This is a genomic window from Sphaerisporangium aureirubrum (assembly GCF_042658925.1).
GTDB lineage: Bacteria > Actinomycetota > Actinomycetes > Streptosporangiales > Streptosporangiaceae > Sphaerisporangium > Sphaerisporangium aureirubrum.
In genome coordinates this window covers 45,692-67,791 of sequence record NZ_JBHSRF010000032.1, presented here as the reverse complement: position 1 = coordinate 67,791, position 22,100 = coordinate 45,692, and the positions used below count along the sequence as shown (strand labels likewise).

Genomic DNA, 22,100 nt, shown 5'->3' with positions numbered 1-22,100 from the left:
AGTAATCAAATTGTCACTCGTACCCTCTAGCTTGTTCACCCAGTCCTGAATCTGGCTTTGGGGACACGCCGGTTCTCGACGTATTCCGTAGGCGTCAGCACTGGAGGTGGACCGGTGGCGGGAACGGTACAACGCGCGATCGGTGTCGATTTCGGAACATCGACCTCGCTCGTCGCGGAGCAAACAGGCAGGCTGCCCGTCGAGATCGTTCCGCTGGGCCGCAGCACACCCTGGCTTCCCTCGCTCGCAGGGTACCGCGGTCCCTCCTTGCTGGTGGGTGAGGACGCCGATGATCTGGGACCCGACCATGTCATACGCTCGGTGAAACGCGCGATCACCGAAAACCAGGAGACGGTCTCGGCCGGTGGCAGACAGGTGGACCCCGACGAGGTCATCGTGGCCGTCCTCGCCGAGATCGCCAAGCGTGCCGCGACGGCCGGGCATCCACTCGACACCGGACAGGAGTTCCGCCTCGGCTGTCCGGCCATGTGGACCGGAGAGCAGCGAACACGTCTCGTGAGACTGGCCGAGAAGGCGGGCATGCCGGTCGCCGGATCCGCGCTCATCGACGAACCCATCGCGGCGGGCGTGGCCTGGGTCAACGACAGATTCCTCCGGTACAACGAGCGGCCGGAAGGAAGGCTGCTCGTCTTCGACATGGGCGGCGGCACCCTTGACATCGCCGTGCTCGACATCGTGGGAGGGGCGAACCCCGAGATCTCGGTACTCTCGGCCGTCGGCACCTCCCAGGCGGGTGACACGCTCGATACGGCCATCGCGCGGACGTTCGGTGACGAGCTCGCGAGCCGGGGTTTCCACCTCGACGACATGCCCTATCCCGAACGGGCGAAAGCCGTGCTGCTGAGAGAGGCACGGGAAGCCAAGATCCGGCTTTCGGAGGTGGACCGGTACCAGATCGTGTTCCGCGGCATGGGACGGCTTCCGGTGCTCACCTACCTCCGGGAACAGTTGGAAGAGGCTTTCAGCCCGCAGATGGACGTCGCGGAGCGGCTCGTCTGGGCGGCCGTCCGCGAGGCGAAGATGACCGAGCAGGCGCTCAGGCGCAACGGCGAGGCGGGCAGACACTCGCCCGTCGAGCTGCGTGCGCTGTCCCCGGTGAAGCTCGCGTGGGAGATCGACTATGTCGTTCTGGTCGGCGGCATGAGCCGTGTCCCCTATGTGGCCAGGAGAATAGGTGGCCTGTTCCCCCAGGCCCAGGTATTCGACAGCGTGGGAGTCCCCGCGGACGAGGCGATCGTCGCCGGACTCGCGAACACGTCGGATTACGAGAGGCTCAACCTGCACCGGCCGGGCTTCGACTTCGTGGTCGAATGGGAGGAGGCTGGCAGGCCGCGCCAGGAGACCCTCTATGCGGCGCACACACCCCTCTATGAGGGGTGGCAGGCGTGGGTGCTGAGCTCCCTGTATTACGAAAAGTGTGGACGGGACTTTCCCGCCCCGAGCCGGGGGGCAGGACGCCTCCGCGTTCGGTCGATCTCCGGCGAATACGTGCGCATGAGACTTGACGGAAAGCTGGTCGACGGTCTGCCGCTCCGGTTCGGTGACCAGGTGCTGTTCAGGATGTACAGCGATGGCCGGATCATCATCAAGGACGGATCCGGCCACAGCCAGTACATCCGTGTGGACCGCTGGCCGGTCATCCGCGGACGCGACTTCGCTGAACTGGTGCTCAATCGCGTGCCGGAGAAGCACTCAGGGGGCGACGACCAGTGGGGATACGCGCAGAAGGACTGGGCTCCGCCCGGGCGGTGACCAGGGCGACCGCTACCGGGGTCAGGGAGACGCTGAGTGCCTTGTGGCCGCTCAGCCCGTCCCGGACGGCCTGACGGTCCGCTCGCAGGTTGCGCAGACGTCCCTCGTGCAGGCGGCGGATGCCGGCGTCCATCAGCACCCGCAACAGGTCCAGGCTCTTGTGGATCTGCAGGTCGATGGTGCTCTCCCTGGCACGGATGCGTCCGTCGACGAGCGCCTCATTCTCCTGCTGGCGGGTCCCTTCGGTCGTGATCAACCTCTCGGCGGCGTGGTCCTTGGCCGCTTCCCAGACATCGTGCAGATTTTTCGGCACGATGGGTTCGCCGTCGCCCATGGTGCCCTCGGCCAGTGCACCGAGTAGTGCTTCTCCCGCTTCCTCGGACACCTCGTACGTTTCGGGGTCGATCGCCGTGACCCAGAGCTCCAGCTGTGGCCGCAGGCCACCGGACTCGGCCAGGTCGACGGTCATCAGATAGCGGCTCCCCGCGGACAGGCCGGGAACGGTTACCGAGCCGAACCGTGGCAGGGCGAGGTTCTCCTGGCGCAACACGGCCAGAGCCAGCTTGACCAGCGGATGCCGGGCCGAGAGCAGGTCCGTGTCGTACTTGCTGGCGGTCTCCGGCTCGAAGGTGCACGCGATGCGAGTGCCGTCCTGAAGGCACGCGGCCAGCTTGTGGACGGAGTATCTGGTGCCGGTGGCCTCCATGGTGCTCGACCGCAGTCTGGCAGCGAGCCGCGCCGAACCGATGATGTGGAAGATTCCCCGATCATCCGGCTCGGTGCGTCGTGCACCGTATCTGCGGAAGAGTTCGTCGATCACCCTTCGGATCTCGGATGCGCCGACGAAGCGGCCGTTACCGGGGCCATTTGCCGTGAAGCCCTCCACGAGAAGGCTGTCCAGGCCTGACAGCAGAGATCGGGAAGCCTGGAGTTCCTCGGCGTCGTGGTCGCGCTGCCGGGCCGCGACGGCAATGCGCTCGATCTGCTCCTCCTTCTGCTCGGCGCTGAGCGTGGGATCGAGGAGCCTCGAGTAGTTGTCCCGGAGAATCGGCTCCAGCTCCCCGACCGAGTTTTGGAAGATGCCGATGCGGTCGTAGAGCCGTTGGAAGATATCGGTCTCGATCGTGCCGGGCACGCGCATGTTGTAAATGAAGATCTTCTCGTGCTGCTGGCCGAATCGGTCGAGACGGCCGATCCGCTGCTCCACCCTCATCGGGTTCCAGGGCAGGTCGTAGTTGACGAGGACGTTGCAGAACTCGAAGTCGAGGCCCTCGGATCCCACCTCGCTCAGTAGCAGGATCTCGAAGGCGCCGTCCCGGAAGTCCCTCATGATCACTTCGCGGTCCTCGGGGTCCACGCTGCCGTCCATCTTGGCGACGGTGAAGTGTTCGCTGAGCCGTCGCTCCAGATACGAGAGGGTGCCGCGGAAGAAGGAAAAGATCATCATCTGACCGATGCCGCGGGTACGGAGATTCTCGAGCTCCTCCAGGAGGCAGGCGTACTTGGTGTCGACCCGTACCGGCGTGAGTCGTGCCGAGTACTCCAGTAAGCCGTGGAGGTCGACATCGTCCTGGTCCTCTTCGTCGATGTCGTCGATCTCCGCGCCGAACAGACTCGGGTCGTGTCGCCGCAACACCGCCTGAGACGCTGGGATGCAACTGGCCGCCTGCCGGAGAGGCATTTGCATGACGAAACCGGGTGGAACGCCCATGTGGGACGCACGTTCCCAGGCCCACTTGTAGACCGCCTCGTAGTAGTCGCTCTCTTCAGTGGTCCACCGCACGTCAATGTTCCGTGGCTCACGGACCGCCTTCTGGTCTGGTACGTCGGCCTTGCGGGTGCGGGTGAGCACGCCGCTGAGAACGTTCAGATCGGTGAGATAGCGTCGCGCTCGCGCCTTCTCCTCGTGCGTGAGCGCTCGGTCCACGTCGATCAGGCCGCGCAGCAGCGCGTAGTCCGGCCGGTCGGTGATGTCGCGTCCAAAAGGCAGGCCATTCAACCGATCGAGGTCGGTGAGCAGCGTCCGCGGTTCTTTGTTGGACAGGAGTGACCTCGCCACCCCGTTGAGGATCTCGTTCGGGCGGAGCTGGCCCTCGAAGGTGCTTCGGTCGTTGAAATGCTCAGGATCGAGCAGGCCCATCAGGTTGTACAGATCGTCGTTCCCGAGGTTGAGCGGGGTCGCGGACAGCAGAACGAGATAGTCCGTCCAGTCGGACAGAAGTTGCCCGAGCGCGTGAGATTTACTCTCGTGGTTACGCATGTAGTGCGCCTCGTCGATGATGACGAGGTCGAAGCGCGGCTGTACGGTGGTGAGCTGGGAAAGCACCCTGTCGGCTCCGCGAAGGGACTCCAGGGAGATGACGCCTCGCAGAGGCGGCTGGTCTCCCCGCTCCCAGCTCTCCGCGAAGGCCTCCAGATGGGATGGCTTCAGGAGCTCGAGTTCGCGGTCGAAGCGTCGCCGCATCTCCGCCTGCCACTTATATCTGAGCACCGACGGGGCGACCACCAGGACGCGGTCGAGCCTGCGGCGCTGCTCGAGTTCACTCCATATCAGTCCAGCTTCGATCGTCTTGCCCAGTCCCACCTCGTCGGCGACCAGGATCCGTCCGGAGGAGCCGGTGAGGATCTTGAGCACTGGCTTGAACTGGTAGGCCCGGAACACCGTCTTGCTCGACGCGAAGGAGTAGAGCGTGTCGGTCAGCGGATGTTCGAGCTTGGTCCACGTGAGCGTCATCGACAGCCCGTCCGCGTTCGCGGGAGACTGTGAGAGCCAGAACGCCGGCTTGCTGGGGTCTCCCTCGACCCGCACGAGAGCCTTTTCCGTGAAGCTCTTCACCTCACCCCGGATGTCGACCTCGTACAGGTGACCGCCGCTCACCGCTCTGACCCCGCTGACGGAACCGACCGCGCTGATCCCTTTGGGCCGGACCATCTCGCCGATGCCGAATCTGGGGTCACCCGCGAGCCGCGGTGCCCCCTCCCACTCCCGCTGCTGGACGGCCCAGGCGGCCAGCAGGTGTCCGTCCTCGATGTAGCGGCGCCGGTCGCTCTCCGCCGAAACCGGGTCCCTTCCCGCGAGGACCACGATGGCGTGCCATGCTCCATCGCTCTCAACGGCGTAGACGCCGCGGTGTAGCCCTGTGGTCTTCGGGGTGTGCCGGATGCTACGTACGTCGGGGGCGACGGCCTTCAGGGCACCCCGGGTGCCGTTCGGTGGGTTGCCTACCACCAGGCAGGACTGGGGGCGGAACTCCTTCAGCCAGTCCAGCTCCCGAGTCGAGGGTCGGTAGCGCAGGTCGTCTTCCGCCATGGCAGCTCCGCTTCAGGTGATTAGGTCGTCTTTAGACGCGCAGGCCCTTCGGTTGGGCTGCGTGAAGCGGGGGGAGGGGCATCTTGTTGTGAATCCGCAACACCGGGTGCCGCCGACAGTCCCGGCGGCACCCGGTGCCGGTGTGTCAGGCGGCGTGAATGGCGTGTGGTTCGAGGCAGATGACGTCAGGGGTGGCGTCGGCCAGGTGGCGGCTGAGGGAGCGGCGACGGGAGGCGACCGTCACCTGTAGACCGGCTTGGGTGAGCCAGGCGGCGAGACGGGTGAAGTAGGCGTCGCCCGAGCCGATGACCACGCGCTCGAACCGCAGGTCGATGCGGTCTTCGAACGCCGCCTCTACCAGTGCCCGATCGGCGCCGTCGGGACCGGAGCGCGCGAGCAGACGCACGCCGCGGAACGCGATCCCCACCGTCAGAAGAGCGGTGTGGTTGACGGCCACGACGTGATGGTCCCTTGCTCCTATGGGGACTAGCGATTCATAGATCGTCATGACCTCCCGGACCTCGCAGCTCGTTGGGCGGGCAGAGCCGACAAGATTCTCGATGTCGATCAGATGCATCGCCCGGCCACGCCGCAGCGATCCCTGGCGTTCCAGCCAACGGGACCGGCGACTGATTCGCGACGTGTGGGCGCGGAACTCGTCCAGATGCGTGACGGGGGTGATCACGATACGCGTCCTTTCATCGGGGTTCGTGTGCACTCACCTCCATTACGGCATATGTGGACTTAATGCACGCGTAAAGCGGAGGGGCCGACGGGGGCATGATGGTGCTCCGTTCGTTGTCGATGACGGTGCACAGCAGGAAAGGCCGCCGGGGGAGTGAGCGGAACGGCGTCGCAGGCGCGTTGATCACGGGCGTGGCATGTCGTACGCCGGAATTGGTCGATCCCTGGTCGTTTGACTGGAAGGGCTTGGCATGGGACCGAGGTAGGTGGTAATCGTCGTCACAACAAGTGGTTGGATGATTACCAAGGGTCCTGTCGTGAGGGTACGGGACAGGGGCCGGCCGTCCGGAGCTGGTCAGGGCGCGGCGGCGTAAGGGGCTGAGCCAGGAGGCGGCGGCTGAGGCGGTGGGGTGTCGCCGACGACGTGGGCGCGGTGGGAGCGCGGGGAGCAGGGGTGCGGGCCCGGCATCGGGGGCGGATGGCCGCGGTGTTCGGTGTCGAGGCGATCGAGGTGGAGCGGTGGGTGGAGGGGTGGGCCTTCGTGGAGACACCTTGCTGGCCGCTGGTGGACTGTGTGGGTGGATCGCTGGAGGCTACGGTGAAGTTGGCCGACCTGTTGTGGAGGTTCGAGATGGATGGGTCCCGCCGTCACCTGCTGGCCACGCTGCCGTTCGTCCCGGCCGCGCTGGGCGAGTGACTGACGTCCTGAACGTACGAACCCTCCGCCGCATCGACCGCGCACGCCGGGTCCGGCAGGGCGGACGTGCAGCGTATCAATGAGGCCCGGCAGGCGTTCGGCCAGATGGATCACCAGTTCGGCACGGGCCTGGTCCGCCCGGTGGTGCTGCGTTACCTCAAAGCAACGTCACCCCGCTTCTCCATGGGCGCTACGACGACAGGGTGGGCGCGGAGCTGATGAGTGCGGCGGCGGGCATGAGCTGGATGGCGGGCGGGACCGCATACGATGTCAACCGCCATGGGCAGGCACAGCAGCACTTCGGTCAGGCACTCACGTTCGCGAAGGTCGGCAACGACCCGCTGCTTGGGGGTATGGGTGCTCGGCGCACTGACACAGCAGGCCATTCACCTCGACTGGGCGGATTAGGCGTTGTGTCTTGCCCGCGCTGCAGCCGATACGGTGACTCGTGTGGGGCCCCGCCACGGGTCATGGCCATGGTGCTGGTCAAGGAGGTCTGGGCTACCGCCTTTCGGGCCAACCCCTCCGAATCCGGGGATCGGCATGCCGTCAAGCGGGTCGAGCACTTGCTCGGCGAGGCCGAGTGGGTGCATGCGCGGGGAGCCATGGACGAAGCTCCGGCGTGGACGGCATGGTACGAGGAGACGGAACTACGCGCGGAGTCCGGTAACTGCTGGCGCCTTCTTGGTGATCACGGCAGGGCGCTGGCGAATGCCGAGGTGGCCGTGACCAAGTTCCAGGACCGATTCCTGCGCTCCGCACAGATCAACCGAGTACATGCCGCCGACGCGTACCTGCGACTGGAGGAAGTGGAGCAGGCCTTGGATGCCGGCCGCCCCGCCATTTCCGCCATCAAGGCGCTGACGTCTCCTCGCACGGTCGACTTCATCAGAAGGTTCGATCGCGACCTCGACCTGTACACCGGCATCATGGCGGTTCGCGAGTTCCGCGACCATCTGCGCGCGGAACTCGCGGCGTGAAGCCGTACCGGTCTACGCGTCCGGGATCTTCACGCACCCGGTGTCGCCGGAGATGTTGATGCCGACGGGGGCCACCTTCTGTCCTTGGCCCTGCCGGGCGGTTGCCGCATGACCGCTACCTGCGCTGAGGTCGAGTGAGTCGCGTGGCGGGTAAACCTTCTTCGGGTGTCGAGAGTCCTGTAATGGGCGTAGGGACCTTTAGGCGCTGGATGACGATGGCAGCATAGGGCCCATGTCAGCATTGCTAGCTGTGAATCGAGTGCACATAATTTCTCCTACTCGTAGACAGTTGTCGGCCTCCGACCTTAGGGTGCGGTACACATCGAAGAGAACGCGTCTTCGATGTGAAGTGTGGTTTGTCATGAAATGCCCCGTCGAGACTGATTCGGGGGAACGTCTCGCTCGTGGCGGAAGCTTGCCGACCCGAGGGCCGGTGCTATGCCGTTGACGAGGAGAAACAGTGACGATTGCGCCGTCCGAGCGGCCGATTACCGGCGCTCTGGTAGCGGTCCGCGGACAGCGGTGGGTGGTCGGCGAGTCCGAGCCCGGTGAGGCCAGCACCCTGGTCAGGCTGCAGAGTGTCGAGGACGGTCGGTACGGCGAGACGCTGGACGTCATCTGGGAGATCGAGCCGGGCCGACGCATCCTGCCCAGCGGTTCGTTACCGGAGGTCGCCGCCGACGGGTTCGACTCGCCTGAGCGGCTGGCGGCCTTTCTCGACGCCATCAGATGGTCGGCGGTGACCAGCGCCGACGTGAAGACCCTGCAGGCGCCGTTCCGGTCCGGCGTGGCCATCGAGGACTACCAGCTTGAGCCCGTCGCCAGGGCGCTGGACGCGCCGCGGGTGAACCTCCTTCTGGCCGACGACGTCGGCCTCGGCAAGACCATCGAGGCGGGACTCGTCGCCCAGGAGCTGCTCCTGCGCAACAGGGCACGCAGAATCATGATCGTCTGCCCGGCCGGGCTAGTGCTGAAATGGCAGGACGAGATGGCCGACAAGTTCGGCCTGGACTTCACCATCGTCGACACCGAACGCTGCGCCGTCGTCCGCCGCACCCACGGCAGCGCCGCCAACCCCTTCTCGGTCCACCCGCTGACCATCGTCAGCCTGCCCTGGCTGCGCGGCCAGAAGGCTCAGCGGCTGCTGGACGAGGTGCTCGACCCGTCCGGCCTGGAGCGACGCTTCGACCTGCTCATCCTGGACGAGGCCCACCACATCGCACCCGCCGCGCCCAAGCAGGTGTACGCGGTGGACTCCCAGCAGACCAAGCTGATCCGCAGGCTCGCCCCGCACTTCACCCACCGGCTGTTCCTGTCCGCCACCCCGCACAACGGCTACCAGGCGTCGTTCACCGCGCTGCTGGAGATCCTCGACAACCAGCGGTTCGCTCGTGGCGTCGATCCCGACAGGGCCGCGATGAAGGAGACGGTGGTCCGCCGGCTCAAGCGGCACATCGTCAACGCCGACGGCTCCAAGCGGTTCCTCGACCGGGAGGCACACGCCATTCCCGTCGAATATCCCGAGGACGAGCGGCAGGTGCACGCCCTGCTGACCGAGTTCGCCACGCTGCGCCGCGCCAGGCTCAATGCGAGCCGCAGGGGACGCAGGGCCGCCGACCTGGTCACCCTCCTGCTGAAGAAGCGGCTGTTCTCCAGCCCCGCGGCGTTCGAGCACACTCTCGGCGTCTACCTCGAAACGGCGACCGGCACGAGGGCCGTTCCCTACGCCAAAGCCGAGTACGACGACGATTACTTCTTCGACGAGCTCTACGAGACCACGGCCACCCTGGACGACGAGGCCCTGGCGGTGGCGGAGGACGACGCGATAGGCACCGCCGCCCCGCTCCAGGGCGTGGCCACCGATGCGGAAATCGCGCTGCTCAACCGTATGCGCGGCTGGGCGCAGGACTATCAGGCCGCCCCGGACGCCAAGGCCCGCGAGCTGATCACCTACCTCAAGGCGGTGTGCCGGCCGGGCGGGCGGTGGACGAACGACCGGGTCGTCGTCTTCACTGAGTACCGCGACACGCAGAGGTGGCTGGTGGAGCTGCTCCGCCAGGAAGGGATCGCCGGGGACGACCGGCTGGAGGTGCTGCACGGCGGCATCTCCGCCGAGGAGCGCGAGCGGCTGCGGGTGGCCTTCCAGAAGGACCCGAGTGAACACAAGGTGCGCATCCTGGTCGCCACCGACGCGGCCAGCGAAGGCATCGACCTGCAGAACTACTGCCACAGACTGGTCAACTACGACATTCCGTTCAACCCCAACAAGCTTGAGCAGCGCATCGGCCGCGTCGACCGGTGGGGACAGAAGCAGACACCCGACATCCGCCACTTCGTCGGCACCGGCTGGGAAAGGTCCGTCGATTCCTACGAGGCAGACCTGGAGTTCCTCTCCCGGGTGGCGAACAAGGTCGCGCGCATGGAGGAGGACCTCGGCTCGGTCAACGCCGTGCTCGCGGCGGCCGTCCAGAAGCGCATGCTGCATGACATCACCGACTACGACGTGGAACGTGCGGGCAAGAAGGGCACCATCCCGGTCGAGACCAACGTCGGCGAGCAGGTCCAGAAGCTGCGCGCCAACCTGGACACCACGGTCGAACTCCTCGGCATCACGCCCGCCAACGTGAAGCGTGCCGTGGACACCGCCCTCGACCTGGCCCGCCAGCAGCCGCTGAAGCCGCACCTGGACGAGAAGCACCTCACCGAAGGGCTCTTGGACGTCCCGCCGCTGACCGGCTCGTGGGCACGTGCCAGCGCTGGCTTACTGGCCAAGGCCACGAAGAAGGACGAAACGCCCCGCCAGCGGCCGATCACTTTCGACTCGGCCGCGACCTTCGATCCCGAAGGCCGGGTCCGGGACGACGTGGTGCTCGCTCACCTGGGCCATCCCCTCGTGGCCATGTCCACCCGGCTGCTGCGTGCCGCCGTCTCCAGCAGCGAGATCGGGCTGCACCGGGTCACCGCCGTCGTCAGCGACGACCCCGCGCTGGAGACCACGCTGGTCGGTGCGTACTCCCGCTTCCTTCTGGTCGGCGCGGACGGCGTCCGGCTGCACGAGGAGGTGCTGCACGCGGGCGGCTGGGTTCCCGAGACCGGACGCTACCGCCGCCTGGAGAACCTGAGCACGCTCGGCGGCATACTCGGCCGCGCGCTCTCCGAAGGCACGCCGGCGTCCGCTCCGGTACGCGGCCGGCTCGCGGAGGCGTGGGAGCGGATCCGCGGCCCCCTGCTCCAGTCCATCGACTGGCGGGCCGAGCAGCTGCGTGACCAGCTCGACCGCAAGCTCGCCCAGCGCATGGAGTCCGAGCAGACCCGTCTCGTCGACAACCTCGACCGGTTCGCGGCCACGCTGCGCGCCAAGCTCGCCGAGGGCGACCACGAGGAGGACGCCCTGTTCAGCCGGAGCGAGATCGCCAAGAGCAAAGAAGAGCTGGAGCAGTACCGCAAGGACCGCAAATCCTGGGAGGAACGTGTGTCCCACCTCGCCGAGGAGCGTGACCGTGAGCTCGCGGTCATCGCGGCCCGTTACCGAGACCCCCAACCGCACCGGTTCCCGGTCGCCGTGGTCTTCGTCGTGCCGAGGCGGGAGGCGACCCGATGAGATACCACGTCCGCGAGTTCAGCCACACGGACTGGCTCAGCCTGGTCGAGGTGTCCGGCCCGTTCCTCAGCCTTCCCGTGCTGCGCACCGCCTGGCCGACGCTCGACGCGATCGGCAAGAAGGAACTCGAAGGGCTCCGGCTCGCGCACGCCGCCTGGCAGAAGGGCGGCAGCCGACGCGACTGGGTCGAGTACGTGCTGCGCGACTTGCTCCGCTGGGGGGACGCCGTCCACATGGGAGGGCTCAACCACGGTCTCGGCCACCTGGCGATGGACGTGCTCGAGCACGACACGACCGTCACCCCTTCCTTCGCCCTCGCCGTTCCCGGCGAGGAGGCGAAACCGGACAGCGTCCGGGTACTCGGCATGATCACATCTGGCCACCCGGCCGCCCGCATGAAGTCGTCCGCCTGGGCCGCGACCCCGGTCGACCGTGTCGCGCAGCTCTGCCGCCATCACGGCGTCGAGCTCGGCCTGGTCACCGACGGCCGCTGGTGGGCACTGGTCTGGGCGCCGCGCGGAGGGGTCACCACCACGGCGGTGTTCGACGCGATCCCATGGCCGGAGTCCGCCGAACGTGAGGTGCTGCGAGCCTTCGTCTCCCTGCTCACCATCGGCCGGTTCTTCGAGGTCCCGGACCGCGAGCGGTTACCCGCGCTGCTCAACGCCAGCCTGGACAGCCAGGAAGACATCACCGAGGCCCTAGGCGTACAGGTGCGGCAGGCCGTCGAACTGCTCGTCGCCGCCATCGGCCGGGCCGGCGTCTCGAACGACATCAGCGCGCACGAGGTCTACCGCGGCGCCGTCACCGTCATGATGCGGATCGTCTTCCTGCTCTTCGCCGAGGAGCGCCGGCTGCTCCCCTCGGACAACGAGATCTACGCCGCCGCGTACTCGGCCGGAAGGCTCTGCTCCGAGCTGGAGCAGAGAGCGACGGAGGGCAGCGAGGACGAACTGGAGAACACCCAGGCGTCCTGGCACCGGCTGCTCGCCCTGTTCCGCGCCGTGCACAGCGGCGTGGACCACCCCCGGCTCACCATGCACCCCCACGACGGCTCCATGTTCGACCCCGACGCGGACGCCTGGATGCCGCTGACCATCGACGACCGCACGGTGCTGCACATGCTGCGCGCCGTGCAGTACGTCGAGGTGGGCAGCGGCAAGAACCGCGAGCGCCGCAAGCTGACCTTCCGCTCCCTGGACGTCGAACAGATCGGCTACGTCTACGAGGGCCTGCTCTCCTACGAGGGCTTCCGCGCCGCCGACACGGTCGTTGGCCTGGTCGGCAAGGCCGGCAAGGAGGACGAGGTCGAGCTCACCGACCTGGAGAAGCTCGCGAGGGGGGTCGCGGCCGAGGTCTCCCAGCGGATCTACACGGCACCGATGCCGGGCCACGACCCGATCGTGGAGACACTGGCCGAGGAGCTTGCGGAGCGGTACAAGGACTCCGGCATCGGCTCGTCTGCCGCGCTACGGAAGCGACTGGCCTCGCTGGACGACGCGGCTACTCTGGAGGCCACGCGCAAGCTGCTCGCGGTGACCGGCGGCGATGCCGAGCTGGCCCGGCGGTTGCTTCCCTTCTTCAGCATCATCCGGGAGGATCTGCGCGGCCTGCCGGTGGTCATCCTGTCCGGCGCGTTATACGTCACCGAGTCGGCGCTGCGCAAGAACACCGGGACGCACTACACGCCACGCTTTCTCGCGGAGCAGGTGGTCGAGGGCGCCCTGGAGCCGCTGGTCTTCTCTCCCGGCCCGCTCCAGACGGCCGACAAGACAGAGTGGAAGCTGCGTAGCGCCGAAGACATCCTCAAGCTGAAGATCGCCGACATCGCGATGGGCTCGGCCGCCTTCCTCGTCGCCGCCGCTCGTTACCTAGGGGACAAGCTCGTCGAAGCCTGGTCCGAGCAAGGCGAAGAGAAGGCACTGGTGTACCTCGATGCAGCAGGAGAGCGTACGGCTGACGCCGACGCCGACCCCCTGGTCATCGAGGCCCGCCGCCAGATCATCGAGCACTGCCTGTACGGCGTCGACATCAATCCCATGGCCGTCGAAATGGCCAAGCTTTCCCTCTGGCTCGTCTCCATGGATACCGCCCGCCCCTTCACCTTCGTAGACGACAGACTAATTGCTGGCGATGCGCTTCTGGGGATTACTTCTCTGGAACAACTTGAGGTTATGCACATGGACCCGTGCAAGGGCCAGGAAATCCATGAGAAGCGAGCGCTACGGAATTTCGCCTTAGGTGCTCGTGATATAGCCCATCGGGTCGCGGCCGAAAGGCGGATGTTGACTAATATTCCGCTGGGCGATCAACCACTTAAAGCGCTAGCTCATAAGCGCAGCCTGCTGGCTGAGGCGGAGCTCATGACGTCTCAGAGCCGCCTGTTTGCGGACCTCGCGATCGGTGCGGCGCTAGCCCTCGGGGGCCGGGGTGATGCTGGTCTGCGGGATGGTTCGATCAGGGCGGCTGACTTCGTCCGCCGCATTACTGAAGGTTCCGCCACGGCTGAGGTGGAAGCTAGGGAACAGCGAAAAATTTGGTTGGAAACCGATCAGGCAAATGGTAGTTTCGGTCGTCAGCCAATTCATTGGCCATTATTATTTCCTGAGGTCTTCGATGATGATGAGAGCCTGCGACCGTACGGTCCAGGATTTGACGCTGTCATAGGCAATCCCCCCTTCTTGGGTGGGCCTAAGATTGCGCCGATCCATGGCAACTCTTACCGCAAGTATCTAACGAATGTCATAGCTGACCGAGGCAATGGTCGCGCAGACCTTGTTGCCTACTTCGTGCTCAGAGCGCACGCTATTCTAAATAGAAATGGCCAGGGGGGGTTAATTGCTACTGACACCTTGGCGCAAGGCGATGTCATGGAGACGGGACTTCGTCAATTGGTGTCTCGTGGAGTCGAACTTCGAGGCGCGATCAAGAGTGAGAAATGGCCCACGCGGAGCGCAGCACTCCGCTACTGTGCCATCTGGACCACGCTCGCTAAAATTCACGATTCTGTGCTGCGAATGCTAGACGGTGTGGCTGTTGCAAGGATCTCCCCATCTCTCGAGAGCGCATCTAGCGTGCAAGATGCGCGGAACAAGCTGTACAGCAGCATGGGCCTAGCATTTGTTGGTCATGACATTAAGGGTTCCGGGTTTATTTTGACCCGTGAAGAGGTTGTGAATCTATTGGCGGCAGACGGCCGCAACGAGCAGGTTATCTTCCCATACATACGAGGTAACGAGCTTAACCAGTCATCGCCAGTTGCTGCCAGCAGCTACATCATCAACTTCAGGGACTGGGGTTTGGAGCAAGCTCGGACTTATACCCTGTGCTTTGAGCGCATAATTGAAAAGGTAAGGCCTGAGAGGGAGTTGAAGAACAGGGAGGCCCACCGCAAGTATTGGTGGCGTTACGCCGACTACCGTAGGGGCCTGGAAAAAGCGATCCAAGGTCTTGAGCGAGTGATCGCCATGACACTCCATAGTAAGCATCTAATGCCTACATTCGCTCCTGCCGGAGTCGTCTACTCGCATGGGTGTGCTGTGTTTGCCTCGCAAGACCCTGCGATGCTTGCCATCCTCAGCGGAAGCCATCACCATGTGTGGGCTACTACCGGCGGCGCATCTTCTCTGTCAACGACTCCGAGATATGCACCTTCAGACAAGTTCGAGACATTTCCGTTTCCTAGATTCACCGAAGAGATGCGAGGGTGTGGAGATCTCCTCGATACCTGTAGACGTGAAATAATGTCGCACGAGAGCGGAGGGAGAGGGATTGGATTGACTGACACCTATAATCTTTTCCATGATCCCGCTTGCGGGGATGACGGCATCGCTAAGCTTCGCGCTATTCACCGGGCAATCGATGAGGCGGTCTGCCGGGCTTACGGCTGGGACGACCTGATCGCCCAGCTCGACCATGGGCATCACGATCTCGGGCGGGAGACGCGCTATACCGTCGGCGCCTACGCCCGTCATGAGCTGGTGGATCGGCTGCTGGAGTTGAACCATGAGCGATACGCGGAAGAGATCGCCCAGGGGCTGCACGGTAAGGGGGCCAAGAAGAGGGCGCCTAAGGCCGCGAAGAAGCAGCCGATGGCGGATGGCTCCATACAGGAGACGTTGCTGGAGTGAGCGGGTAGGTACGCAAGGCACGCAGGTGGTTCACGGCCGTGGTCGGGGGGCTCGGCGGTTCTCCACGATTGGTGAGATCAGAGAGGAAACCCCCGTGTACGACCGGCAGGAACCGCTCTTCGCGGCACAAGCCGAGCAGGCCGACCTTTTCGTCGGCCACACCGACGGCGACGGCGCGAAAACCGGCGCCAAGCCCGAGGGCACGAACCCCACTGCCGGTGATCCCTCGCCCTTAGGCTCCTCGGCCGCTGAGCTCGCGGACCCGGGCCCCGTGACCGGTGAGTCCATAATTCTAGGCCCCGGTGCCGTTGAATCCGCGTCCCCGGATCCCACCGCTCCGGAGCCTGGCTTACCCGGCGTCGACCCGCCGCTGCGGCGCGGGCTGGACGTGCCGCAGGTGTTTGAGCCGGTCACGTCGTTCGAGGTGCGGAACGCCTTCCAGGAGCTGGCCTGCCGTGACCTGCTCGGGCCGTGGGACGGCGACGAGGAGCGGCTTCCGGCGAGATCCCCGGGCCCGCGTGAGCGCTACCTGGTCGGCATGCTCGGCCCGAAGCCGTCCGCACGGTCGATCGAGGACGCCGCCGACGAGGTGCCGGACATCGAGATCGGCGCCGAGGGCGGCGGGGAGGACGGCGAACTGCCCGACAAGCTGACCCCGCAGAACCTCGGCCGCATCTGGGCGTCGTCGATGGGCATGATGTTCGCGGTGCCCGGTGACGTGGACGCCCTGAAGGTCACCGCGTCCTGGGGCCGGTACACCAAGTCCGAGGTCCAGGCGGAGGACGGGAAGGGCGGGACGAGGCCGGCGCAGGCGTGGTGCCGCGAGCCGGTGAGCCATCCCAGGGAGATCAGGCTGGACGGAGCGGAGTCGCAGCGTGTCCCGCTTACGATGGAACGTGCCGAGGACCCCGGGGTGCTGCTGGCAGTCGGTGTGCGTGTCCAGAAGGACGGTCGCCGCGTCGTCGAGATGACCTTGATCAACCAGCAGATCGCGCCGGTGAGCGCTCCCGACAGCGCCTGGCTGTTCCAGAGCGAGCTGAAGGTCGCCGCACCCCCCTCCCACAGGGAAGCCGCGCCCTGCGTATTCCTGCCCATCGACGACCCGCTTGACGGCGACGCGGCCCTGGAAGAGGACCTGGAGGACACGCATCTGCGTCTGCTTTACCGCGACGAGCGCCGGTACGCGGCCGGCCGCAATGTCGCCGTCCACCCCAATGTGCCCGATGGGCAGCGCCGCGCCTCCGAGTTGTGCACCACCTGGCTGCCGGTTCACGACGTCCCCGCAACGGTCGCTCCCGTGGGCGAAGGCACCCCGCTCGCGGGAGTGGAGTTGTCGATGGACGCCCTGGCCACCGACCCGCCCGACGAACTGGCGGCCGGGCTGATGCCGCTGGCGACGGGGTACGCCGCCTGGCTGGACGTTCAGGAGAGGCGTATCCCCGGCTTGCCGGAGCCGCTGCGCGAGGCCGCCACGCTGGCGGTCTTCAAGGCCCGCCAGGCCGCCCGTCGCATCGAGACCGGAATCGCGTTGCTCAGCGGCCGGCCGGGCTTCACCACTGGGCTGCATCAGCAGGCGCTCGCCGCGTTCCGGTTCTCCAACGAGGCCATGGCGTCGCAGCGCCGCCGCACAGCCGTGGCGAAGCTGCGTGACGAGCTGGGGCTGACCTACGAGGAAGCCATGGCGGAGATCGGCGAGCAGGGGGCCAAGGCGGCGTCGTGGCGGCCGTTCCAGCTCGCGTTCGTGCTGCTGAACCTGCCCTCGCTGACCGACCCGGCTCACCCGGAGCGCGCGGCCGACCATACGGCGACCGTCGACCTGCTCTTCTTCCCGACCGGCGGCGGCAAGACCGAGGCGTACCTCGGCCTCACCGCCTATACCTTCGCGATCCGGCGGCTGCAACGGCTCGCCGGCACCGGCGCGGACGCGCGCGACGGCATGTCAGGCGTCGCCGTGCTCATGCGTTACACGCTCCGGCTGCTGACCGCCCAGCAGTTCCAGCGGGCCGCCGCTCTGGTGTGCGCGGCCGAGGTGTTGCGCCGCCGGAACCCCGCCACCTGGGGCGAGGAGCCGTTCCGCATCGGGCTGTGGGTGGGCAACGCGGTCTCGCCCAACTGGTTCGACGAGGCCGAGAAGCAGATCCACGAGGCCAGGGATGCGCCGGACGGCCGCCGGGCCAACGTGCTGCAGACGCTCACCTGCCCCTGGTGCGGTGAGAAGCTCGTCGCCGGCCGGAACCTCGCGATCGACCAGGAGCGCCGCCGCGTGCTGCTCTACTGCGGGCGCGGCCGTGAGGGGGACGGCGACCTGTGCCCGTTCTCCAGGCTCGGCGAGGACCGGATGCTGACGTCCCGGCTCGACGACCCAGGAGAGATCGAGAGCCGCAGGGAAGGGCTGCCGATCCTGACCGTGGACGAGGAGATCTACCGGCTGGTGCCGAGCCTCGTCATCGCCACCGTGGACAAGCTGGCGCAACTGCCATGGCGCGGCTTCGCCGGGCACCTGTTCGGGCGGGTGAGCCAGCGCTGTCCCCGGCATGGCTACCGGCACGACGACCTGGACGACCGCGTCGGCTGCGGCGAGAGACATCACGCCAAGGGAAAGCTGCCCAAGGCGGCGAGTCGCCCGGTCGTACGATTACGTCCGCCGGACCTGATCATCCAGGACGAGCTGCATCTGATCTCCGGGGCGCTCGGCACCACGGTCGGCCTGTTCGAGGCCGCCATCGACGAGCTGTGCACCTGGCAGGTTGGCGGGCGGCCCACCGGACCCAAGATCGTCGCGTCCACCGCGACCACCAAGCGGGCCGAGCGCCAGGTGCTCGGCGTCTTCGGCCGAGGGCTCGCGGTGTTCCCACCGCAGGTCATAGACGTGTCCGACACCTTCTTCTCCCGGCAGGTTCCGGTGACGCCCACGACCCCCGGGCGGCGCTACCTCGGTGTCTGCGCGCACGGCGTGCGCCTGAAGTCCGCGGAGATCCGGCTCGCCGAGATCCTGTTCATCGCCGGGCAGACGATGTTCGACCGGCACGGCGAGACCGCCGATCCGTACATGACCGTGGTCGGCTACTTCAACGCCACGCGCGAGCTGGCCGGCATGCGCCGCTACCTCGACGACGACGTGACGACCCGCATCAGGACGCACGGAAGGCGCAAAGGACTGTCCGACCGGCTGCTCAGCAGGGTCGACCTGCTCAACATCGTCGAGCTGACCTCGCGCATCTCGTCCGGCGACATCAGCGACGTGCTCAAGCGGCTGGAGATCGGCTTCGACTCCGAACTCGACACCACCCGGCGGCGGACGGAGATCCGCGAGGAGGTAGCCGCCGTCATGAAGGACGAGAAGGGGAAGCGCAGGCAGGCGCACGCGCTCGCCGACCGCCACCGGGCCCGCCGCAGCGACCGCACGGCCGACCGGCAGCCCGTGGACGTGGTGCTGGCGACATCGATGTTGCAGGTCGGCGTGGACGTCTCCCGGTTCGGCCTCATGGTGGTGACCGGCCAGCCGAAGAACACCGCGGAGTACATCCAGGCCTCCTCGCGCGTCGGCCGGGACGCCGAGCGGCCCGGCCTGGTCATCACGCTGTACAACTGGTCGCGCCCCCGTGATCTGGCGCATTTCGAGGATTTCGAGCACTACCACGCCACCTTCTACCGCCAGGTGGAGGCCCTGTCCGTCACGCCGTACACCAGGCGGGCACTGGACCGGGGCACGACCGCGATGCTCGTGGCGGCGGTCCGGCACATCGACGAGTCGTACTCGCGCAACCGGGACGCCGAGGACGTGCCGTTGGACGGCGAGCGCGTAAGGCATGTCATCACCCGGATGCTGCACCGGGCGGAGGCGGTCGGCGGACCACGTGGCCGCGAGTACCTGGACGCCCGGATCAAGTCGGTCACCGACCTGTGGGCGCAGCGTAAGGAGGGGCCGGCGCGGCTCGGCTACGAGCGCAGGACCACCAAGCAGGAGACCGTCGCGCGGCTGATCGAGCGGTCGGGCAACGGACCCTGGGGCCTGATGACGGTCGGCAACTCCATGCGGGAGACCGAGAACGACATCAATCTGCTGCTGCCGTCCGGTGGCGCGATCTTCGAATCGCCGGTCGGCGCGACGGCGTGGGTGTTCGCCACCCCGAAGGCGGAGGACGACAGCGCCGACATACCGGTCGGCGATGAGCTGGGCGAGTCCACGATCGGGAGGCAGGGCAAGTGATGGCCGACTTCTCGCGGTACCGGCGACGGGTCGGATCGGTCCGTCCCAGCCACCTGATGTTCACCTCCGGCGTGGGCTCGCTGGTCGACCTGCCGAACTTCTCCGTCCTGGTCAAAGGGCTGGAGGACTGGAAATACGAATCCCTCAAGGACACCCCCGCCGTGATCGTCGAGCCCCGGCTGCTCGCGGCCGTGCAGGCGGTGCTCAGCAGGACCGTGAAAGAGCTCAAGGCAGCCCCGTGGCTCCCCGGTACGGACCAGGACCCCAATGGCGAGGCGGCGCGCACCGGCACTCCGGTGATGCCGTTCCCGAGCTGGATGCGGTGCACCGCGTGCAACCTGCTCGCCCGCATCGACTCACAGGTGTTCGGCTTCGAGAACGACAAGCCGAACAAGCCGCACGAGGCGCGGTTCTTCCACGAGTGCGGCAAGGGCCGCAAGAAGAACCTCGTGGTCGGCGCACGGTTCGTCGTCGCGTGCACGGCGGGACACCTGGACGACTTCCCCTACCTGGAGTTCGTGCACGAGGGCGGAAAGTGTCCGGCGGTGGAGAAGCCGAACCTGCTGATGGAGGACTACGGTGGCAATCTCGGCGCCAACGTGCGCATCGCCTGCCAGCGGTGCCCGGCCAACCGCAATATCCGTGAGGTGATGGGCAGGCGCGGCCAGGAGCACCTCCCACGCTGCCGTGGCCGCCACCCTCACCTCGGTGTTTTTGGCGGCTGCGCCAGGCAACTGCATGTGCTGGTCGTCGGCGCGTCCAATCAGTGGTTCGCGCAGACCCTGTCCGCGCTGGCGGTCCCCCAGGCCGGGGCGGGTGAGCTCGACGCCAAGGTAGAGCGGTTCTGGGAGAACCTGCAACACATCGCCGGGCAGCAGATGATGCCGTTCATGCGGTCGGTGGCCCCGCTGAAGCAGGAATTCGAGCAGTGGGACGACGACGAGCTCTGGGACGCGATCGAACGCCACCGCGCGGCGCCAGAGCCGGCCGCCGGGAAGGAGCCCGAGGGCTACCCCGACCTGCGCACCCCCGAATGGCGGGTGTTCTCCGGCATCGCGCTGCCCGAGCCGGGCGATGAGTTCGCCGCCTACCGCCACCCCGACGGCGTGCCGAACCTTCTCAAAGGGTTCTATTCGGACGTGGTCCAGGTGGAGCGGGTGCGCGAGGTACGCGCGATGATCGGCTTCACCCGCCTGGACGCCCCCGACCCCGACGACCCGAACCTCGTCACCAGGGCGCCTCTCTCCCGTTCGAAGCCCACGTGGGTGCCTGCCAGCGAGGTGCGGGGAGAGGGCATCTTTCTGCGGCTGCCCGAGGAACTCCTGGTGGACTGGGAGGAGCGGGTCGCTGGCTCGCGTGCCATCCGGCTGCACTACGAGGCGTACGGCCGCTTCAGGGAGTACCGGTACTCGGCGCGCACCGGACAGCCGTTCAACGAGGAGACCCGGTACCAGGGGTGGCCCGGTGCGCGCTTCTACGTCCTGCACACGCTGTCGCACCTGATGATCCGCACGATCGCGCTGGAGTGCGGGTACAACTCCGCCAGCCTCGCCGAACGCGTCTACGCCGGCGACGAGGACGACCCCCGCGGCGGCATCCTTATCTACACGGCGGTGCCCGACGCCGAGGGCACACTCGGCGGACTGGTCTCGCTGGCCGAACCTGACGAGCTGGTACGGCTGACCCGCCGCGCCCTCGCCGAGGCCCGGCACTGCTCCTCCGACCCGCTGTGCGCCGAGCGGCTGCCGTGCGATCCCGAGGACTTCCTGCACGGTGCCGCCTGCCACGCCTGCCTCTTCGTGTCGGAGACCACGTGCGAGCGCGGCAACCGCTTCCTCGACCGGCGCTTTGTCGTCCCGATCGACACGCCCGGCCTGGCGATGTTCGCGGACCTGCCGTGACGGCACGCCCGCCGTGGGGGCCGGTTCGGTGAGCGGGGACTTCGCGGCGGCCGTGGACGAGGCCCTGGTGCGGCTCGGGGCGCTCTACACGGGAACGCTCGGCCTGGCGGTGGGCCAGGCGCTTCCCCCTGAGGCCGTAGTACACGCCGTCCCGCTTCCGGAGTGGCCGGAGATCACGCGGCGGGTGCTGGACGCCATGGACGCGGCGGCGCTCACCGCCGCCGAGGCGGGTGCGTACATCAGAGGCGCCGCGGCGGGATGGGCGTCACGTGAGGCGGGTTTTCAGGTCGAGTCCGTGTGGAGCGGACCCGGCACCCACGAGGTGCCGGTCCGCGCCACAGGACGGGTGCTGGTCGAACTCGTCGCCGAAGCAACCCGTGAGCTGCTGCTCATGACGTACTCGGCCAAGCCCTACGAGCCGCTGCTGAAGGCGCTCACCGCCGCGGTAGCCCGCGGGGTGTCGGTCATGGTGGTGGTCGAGACCCTGCAAGGGGCGGGGAGCGCCCTCGCTGGGTCGGAACCGGCCCTGGCGTTCGCGTCGGTCCCCGGAGCAGAGGTCTGGCACTGGCCACCGGGCAAGCGGCCCGAGCAGGGAGCCAAGATGCACGCCAAGCTGGCGGTGGCCGACCGGCGGGTCCTGCTGGTGTCCAGCGCCAACCTGACACAGTCCGGGGTCGGAAAGAACATCGAGGCCGGCCTGCTCGTCCGGGGCGGGACGGCTCCCGCGCGTGCCGCCGAGCACGTGGCGGAGCTTCGCGCCAAAGGGGTACTGGAACGGCTGCAATGATGAAACCAGTACGAACCTACGCGCAAA

Annotated in this window: 11 protein-coding genes; 9 read left to right on the top strand and 2 right to left on the bottom strand. The window is 66.9% G+C overall.

Annotated elements, in window-relative coordinates; genetic code table 11:
- Window positions 1-114 precede the first annotated feature (114 nt).
- Window positions 115-1,773: an Hsp70 family protein gene (locus ACFP1K_RS21460; protein ID WP_380756057.1), complete on the top strand. Its 1,659-nt coding sequence runs from the start codon at window positions 115-117 to the stop codon at window positions 1,771-1,773.
- Here the strand turns inward: ACFP1K_RS21460 and ACFP1K_RS21455 are convergent.
- Window positions 1,691-5,083, bottom strand: a complete 3,393-nt coding sequence (locus ACFP1K_RS21455) for a DEAD/DEAH box helicase (protein WP_380756055.1) — start codon at window positions 5,081-5,083, stop codon at window positions 1,691-1,693. The two genes, ACFP1K_RS21460 and ACFP1K_RS21455, sit on opposite strands and share 83 nt — an antisense overlap.
- Before the next feature lie 145 nt (window positions 5,084-5,228).
- Window positions 5,229-5,768, bottom strand: coding sequence for an NYN domain-containing protein (locus ACFP1K_RS21450; RefSeq protein WP_380756053.1), 540 nt, complete (start codon window positions 5,766-5,768; stop codon window positions 5,229-5,231).
- A 453-nt stretch (window positions 5,769-6,221) separates the two neighbouring features.
- Between ACFP1K_RS21450 and ACFP1K_RS21445 the strand changes: the two genes are divergently transcribed.
- The 8 genes from ACFP1K_RS21445 to drmC all read left to right on the top strand — a co-directional run bounded on the left by ACFP1K_RS21445 (window position 6,222) and on the right by drmC (window position 22,073).
- Window positions 6,222-6,464, top strand: coding sequence for a hypothetical protein (locus ACFP1K_RS21445; RefSeq protein ID WP_380756051.1), 243 nt, complete (start codon window positions 6,222-6,224; stop codon window positions 6,462-6,464).
- 66 nt (window positions 6,465-6,530) lie between these two features.
- Window positions 6,531-6,683, top strand: coding sequence for a hypothetical protein (locus ACFP1K_RS21440; protein WP_380756049.1), 153 nt, complete (start codon window positions 6,531-6,533; stop codon window positions 6,681-6,683).
- Window positions 6,684-6,940: 257 nt separating this feature from the next.
- Window positions 6,941-7,444: a hypothetical protein gene (locus ACFP1K_RS21435; RefSeq protein WP_380756047.1), complete on the top strand. Its 504-nt coding sequence runs from the start codon at window positions 6,941-6,943 to the stop codon at window positions 7,442-7,444.
- A 460-nt stretch (window positions 7,445-7,904) separates the two neighbouring features.
- Entirely contained in the window at window positions 7,905-11,045 is a 3,141-nt protein-coding gene (gene drmD, locus ACFP1K_RS21430; protein WP_380756045.1) for a DISARM system SNF2-like helicase DrmD, read from the top strand.
- Complete coding sequence (locus tag ACFP1K_RS21425) at window positions 11,042-15,175, top strand: Eco57I restriction-modification methylase domain-containing protein (RefSeq protein ID WP_380756043.1); 4,134 nt, start codon at window positions 11,042-11,044, stop codon at window positions 15,173-15,175. The genes drmD and ACFP1K_RS21425 overlap by 4 nt, the downstream gene beginning before the upstream one ends.
- A gap of 94 nt (window positions 15,176-15,269) precedes the next feature.
- Window positions 15,270-19,385: a DISARM system helicase DrmA gene (gene drmA / locus ACFP1K_RS21420; RefSeq protein WP_380756041.1), complete on the top strand. Its 4,116-nt coding sequence runs from the start codon at window positions 15,270-15,272 to the stop codon at window positions 19,383-19,385.
- Window positions 19,385-21,286: a DrmB family protein gene (drmB, locus tag ACFP1K_RS21415; protein WP_380756039.1), complete on the top strand. Its 1,902-nt coding sequence runs from the start codon at window positions 19,385-19,387 to the stop codon at window positions 21,284-21,286. The genes drmA and drmB overlap by 1 nt, the downstream gene beginning before the upstream one ends.
- A gap of 28 nt (window positions 21,287-21,314) precedes the next feature.
- Complete coding sequence (gene drmC / locus ACFP1K_RS21410; protein WP_380756036.1) at window positions 21,315-22,073, top strand: DISARM system phospholipase D-like protein DrmC; 759 nt, start codon at window positions 21,315-21,317, stop codon at window positions 22,071-22,073.
- Window positions 22,074-22,100 lie beyond the last annotated feature (27 nt).

Coding starts and splice junctions, on each gene's coding strand:
- ACFP1K_RS21455 (WP_380756055.1), bottom strand. CDS start 5,083: ATGGCGGAAGACGACCTGCGCTACCGACCCTCGACTCGGGAGCTGGAC.
- ACFP1K_RS21425 (WP_380756043.1), top strand. CDS start 11,042: ATGAGATACCACGTCCGCGAGTTCAGCCACACGGACTGGCTCAGCCTG.
- drmB (WP_380756039.1), top strand. CDS start 19,385: ATGGCCGACTTCTCGCGGTACCGGCGACGGGTCGGATCGGTCCGTCCC.
- ACFP1K_RS21435 (WP_380756047.1), top strand. CDS start 6,941: ATGGTGCTGGTCAAGGAGGTCTGGGCTACCGCCTTTCGGGCCAACCCC.